General features: G+C 50.1%; 4 protein-coding genes. All 4 read left to right on the top strand.

The features are described 5' to 3' along the window. The coding region (locus ACKOVI_RS00385) for an electron transfer flavoprotein subunit alpha/FixB family protein (protein WP_509601708.1) at window positions 1–242 on the top strand (242 nt) is incomplete at its 5' end. A gap of 27 nt (window positions 243–269) precedes the next feature. Beyond that, window positions 270–1409, top strand: coding sequence for a cysteine desulfurase family protein (locus ACKOVI_RS00380; RefSeq protein WP_509601706.1), 1140 nt, complete (start codon window positions 270–272; stop codon window positions 1407–1409). After that, window positions 1406–2479, top strand: coding sequence for a tRNA 2-thiouridine(34) synthase MnmA (gene mnmA / locus ACKOVI_RS00375; RefSeq protein WP_509601703.1), 1074 nt, complete (start codon window positions 1406–1408; stop codon window positions 2477–2479). The genes ACKOVI_RS00380 and mnmA overlap by 4 nt, the downstream gene beginning before the upstream one ends. Beyond that, the coding region (ligA, locus tag ACKOVI_RS00370; RefSeq protein WP_509601701.1) for an NAD-dependent DNA ligase LigA at window positions 2476–4000 on the top strand (1525 nt) is incomplete at its 3' end. The genes mnmA and ligA, both read left to right, overlap by 4 nt.

Below are 4000 nucleotides of genomic sequence, written 5' to 3'. Positions count from 1 at the left end.
GGTATCCACATTCACATCAAGTTGGTCAGACAGGTAAGACTGTCAGCCCAGCTTTGTACGTTGCATGTGGAATCTCTGGTGCGATTCAACACCGCGCCGGTATGCAGACTTCCAAGACAATTGTTGTGATCAATAAGGACCCGGAGGCTCCACTCTTTGAAATCGCGGATTTCGGCGTAGTCGGCGACCTTTTCACCGTGCTTCCTGCCGCAACCGAAGGGGTTAAGGCACGTAAGGCCTAACTCTTTTCTTCAAACTAGACTGCTCTCGTGAGCATCTACATCGATCATGCGGCTACAACGCCGATGAACCCTGCGGCAATCGCAGCGATGTCCAATGCTCTAGCAATTATCGGGAACCCTTCATCGCTTCATGCAGATGGTCGCGCCGTACGCAAATATGTTGAGGACGCGCGCGATGTTTTGGCAAAGCACATTGGATGTGCTCCCAGCGAAATTATTTTTACTGGCTCTGGCACTGAAGCCAATAACATCGCAATCAAGGGAATTTATTGGCAGCGAAATGTTGAGAAGGTGCGCCCCGTCATCATTACCTGTTCAATCGAGCATCAAGCAGTTCTAGAACCCGCACAGTGGCTAGCTGATCATCAAGGTGCGCAACACGTCACAATCCCTGTCACAGAAGATGGCGTTATCTCATTAGATGCCCTGCAACTTCTGATTGATGAGCATGGTGACTCAATTGCGCTGATTTCGGTCATGCATAGCAATAACGAGACAGGCGTCCTTCAGCCAATCGCAGATGTCGTTGAAATCGCTGGTGACATTCCCGTGCATTCTGATGCGATTCAATCATGGGGCAAAGTTTCATTCTCATTTAAAGATCTCGGTCTCTTTGCAGCATCCTTAAGCGGTCACAAGGTCGGTGGGCCGATTGGCGTGGGCGTTCTCGTGCTACGACGCGGAATAGATATTCCAGCCCTTATTCACGGCGGGGGACAAGAGCGCGAAATCCGCAGTGGCACAGTCAACGCTCCTTCCATCGTCGCTTTGGCAACAGCGATTTCGCAGAGCAACTATTCATTACATGATGTTGCTGCACTTCGCCATTCTTTTGAACGTGGCATTGCGCATGTTGTTCCCGATGCGCATATCAATGGTGCCGATGCAGATCGCCTTCCAGGTATCTCTAGCGTCACTATTCCTGGTGCACTCAACGAAACCCTTCTTTTACTTCTCGATGGCGAGAAGATTTCTTGTTCGACCGGCGCTGCATGCACTGCAGGCGTTCATCGTCCCAGCCATGTACTAGAGGCAATGGGTCTCGATGAGGATTCAGTGATGTCGACTCTCAGGTTCTCATTTGGATCAACTTCAACACAGAGCGATGTTGATTCGGTCATTGCAGCTCTCCCATCGGTTGTTTCTCGCGCTCGGAGTGCACGATGAAACTTATAGCAGCGATGTCTGGTGGTGTGGATTCCGCAGTTGCTGCGGCGCGAGCAGTGGAAGAGGGCCACGATGTGATTGGCGTGCACTTGGCGCTCTCATCTAATCCGCAGAAATACCGCAGTGGTGCACGTGGCTGTTGCACCATCGAAGATTCCCATGATGCCCGACGTGCTGCCGATGTGATCGGTATTCCTTTCTATATCTGGGATATGGCCGAAGAGTTCCATGAGAACGTCGTGGAAAACTTTATGTCCGAGTACAAGGCGGGACGTACGCCTAACCCATGTCTTCGTTGTAATGAGAAGATTAAATTCGCTGCAGTGTTAGATCGTGCCAAAAACATGGGCTTTGATGGCGTCATCACTGGCCACTATGCACGCACTCGCGAAAGCGAAGCAGGTAAGACTTTGCATCGCGCCATCGATCCGTTGAAGGATCAGTCCTACGTGTTAGCAGTTCTCAATCGCGAACAAATTAACGGTGCGATATTTCCTCTGGGCGATACTGAGAAAGTCGATATCCGTATCGAAGCCGAACGACGCGGTTTAGCGGTTGCGCAAAAACCCGATAGCCATGACATCTGCTTCGTTCCATCTGGAGATAATGCGGGTTGGCTGCGCGATCGTATGGGTAGCGAAGATGGTCCGATTGTCGATCAAGATGGAAATCAGCTGGGCACCCATAAAGGCGCCTACACATACACAATTGGCCAGCGCAAAGGTTTGGGACTTACCGTTCCTACCGCCGATGGCTCACCTCGCTTTGTGCTTAAGATTGAACCAGTCTCCAACACAGTTGTCGTAGGACCACGAGAAGATTTGGCTGTGACATCAATGAAGGGCGAACGCGCGATAGTGTGTGGTCCAGATATCGCGCCTGGTTCACATCGTGGCTTTGTTCAGGTGCGTGCACATGGCGCAGCGCTTCCAGCAACGTATACCTATGACAATGATTTCTTAACTGCTCAGTTGGATGAGCCTCTGCTCGGTCTTGCGACAGGACAGGCAATGGTCGTCTATGACGACGATCGCGTGGTGGCATCAGCAACGATTTGTGAGACGGCATGAGTACGTCTGAGAGAAATCAAGCACGTCATCGCATTGCAGAGTTAACTCAAGAGATTCGCGATCATCAATTCAAGTATTACGTTCTTGATGCACCCACGATTACCGATGCCCAATTCGATACATTATTAAAAGAACTTGGCGCGCTGGAAGCTGCGAACCCAGAGCTTCTCGAGCCGGATTCACCGTCGCTTGGCGTCGGCGGAGGCTTTGCAACTTCCTTTGCACAGCACGATCACATTGAGAAGATGATGAGTCTCGACAATGTCTTCGATGAAGATGAACTCAATGCATGGTTTGACCGGGTAGAGAAGGAATCCCCATCGCCGCAGTATTTGTGCGAGCTCAAGGTAGATGGCCTTGCTATCAACTTGCTCTACGAAAATGGTCAGCTCGTTCGCGCTCTGACACGCGGCAATGGCGTCACCGGCGAAGATGTCACCCTCAACGTCAAAACCATCAAGGGTCTTCCTCATTCTTTGTCGGGCAAGAAAGTTCCCGCACGAATTGAAGTTCGCGGCGAAGTCTTCTTCCCAGTTGCTGCCTTTAATCAACTCAATGAAGAGCTCGAAGAAGCAGGCAAGGCACTCTTTGCTAATCCTCGAAACTCTGCGGCAGGATCGCTTCGACAGAAAGATCCGCGCATCACTGCATCGCGCCCATTGAGCGTTGTTGTCCACGGTGTGGGTGCTCACGATGGCCTTATCTTTAAGAACCAATCTGATGCATATGCCGAGCTGAAAAAGATGGGTCTACCTACATCTACACGATTTAAAGTCTGCAAAACTCGCGTAGAAGTTATTGAATTTATTCAGTACTACAACGAGCACCGCCACGATGTAGAGCACGAGATTGATGGCGTTGTTATCAAAGTCGATTCGATTGCCGAACAACGCAAACTTGGCTTCACCTCACGAGCACCCAAGTGGGCTATCGCCTACAAATATCCGCCGGAAGAAGTTACAACAAAGTTATTAGACATCAAGGTCAGCGTCGGTCGTACAGGTCGCGTCACACCTTTCGCCTTTATGGAGCCGGTAAAAGTTGCTGGATCTACCGTTACCAATGCAACGTTGCACAATCAGGAAGAGATTGAACGCAAAGGCTTATTGATTGGTGACACCGTCATCATCCGCAAAGCAGGCGATGTCATCCCTGAAGTTCTTGGTCCAGTATTAGATAGACGCACTGGCAATGAGAAGAAGTTCGTGATGCCAACACGCTGCCCAGAATGTAATTCAGAACTTAAGGCTATAAGCGAAGGTGACGTTGATATTCGCTGTACCAATCAGCGCAGCTGTCCTGCTCAGTTGCGAGAGCGCATTTTCTATATCGGCTCTCGCGCTGCACTCGATATTGATGTCCTAGGTCTGGAAGCGGCAATCGCGCTGCTCACTGACAAGATCATCGAGGATGAAGGCGATCTCTTTGATTTAACCGAAGCAAAATTAGTGAAGTCTGCATTCTTTACAAAGAAGGATGGAACCCCAGGCAAAAATGTTGAAAAACTTCTTGCAGCGTTAG

The organism is Candidatus Planktophila sp., from assembly GCF_046070465.1.
In the GTDB taxonomy this organism is placed as follows: Bacteria; Actinomycetota; Actinomycetes; order Nanopelagicales; family Nanopelagicaceae; genus Planktophila.
This window is presented reverse-complemented; position numbering and strand designations above follow the sequence as displayed.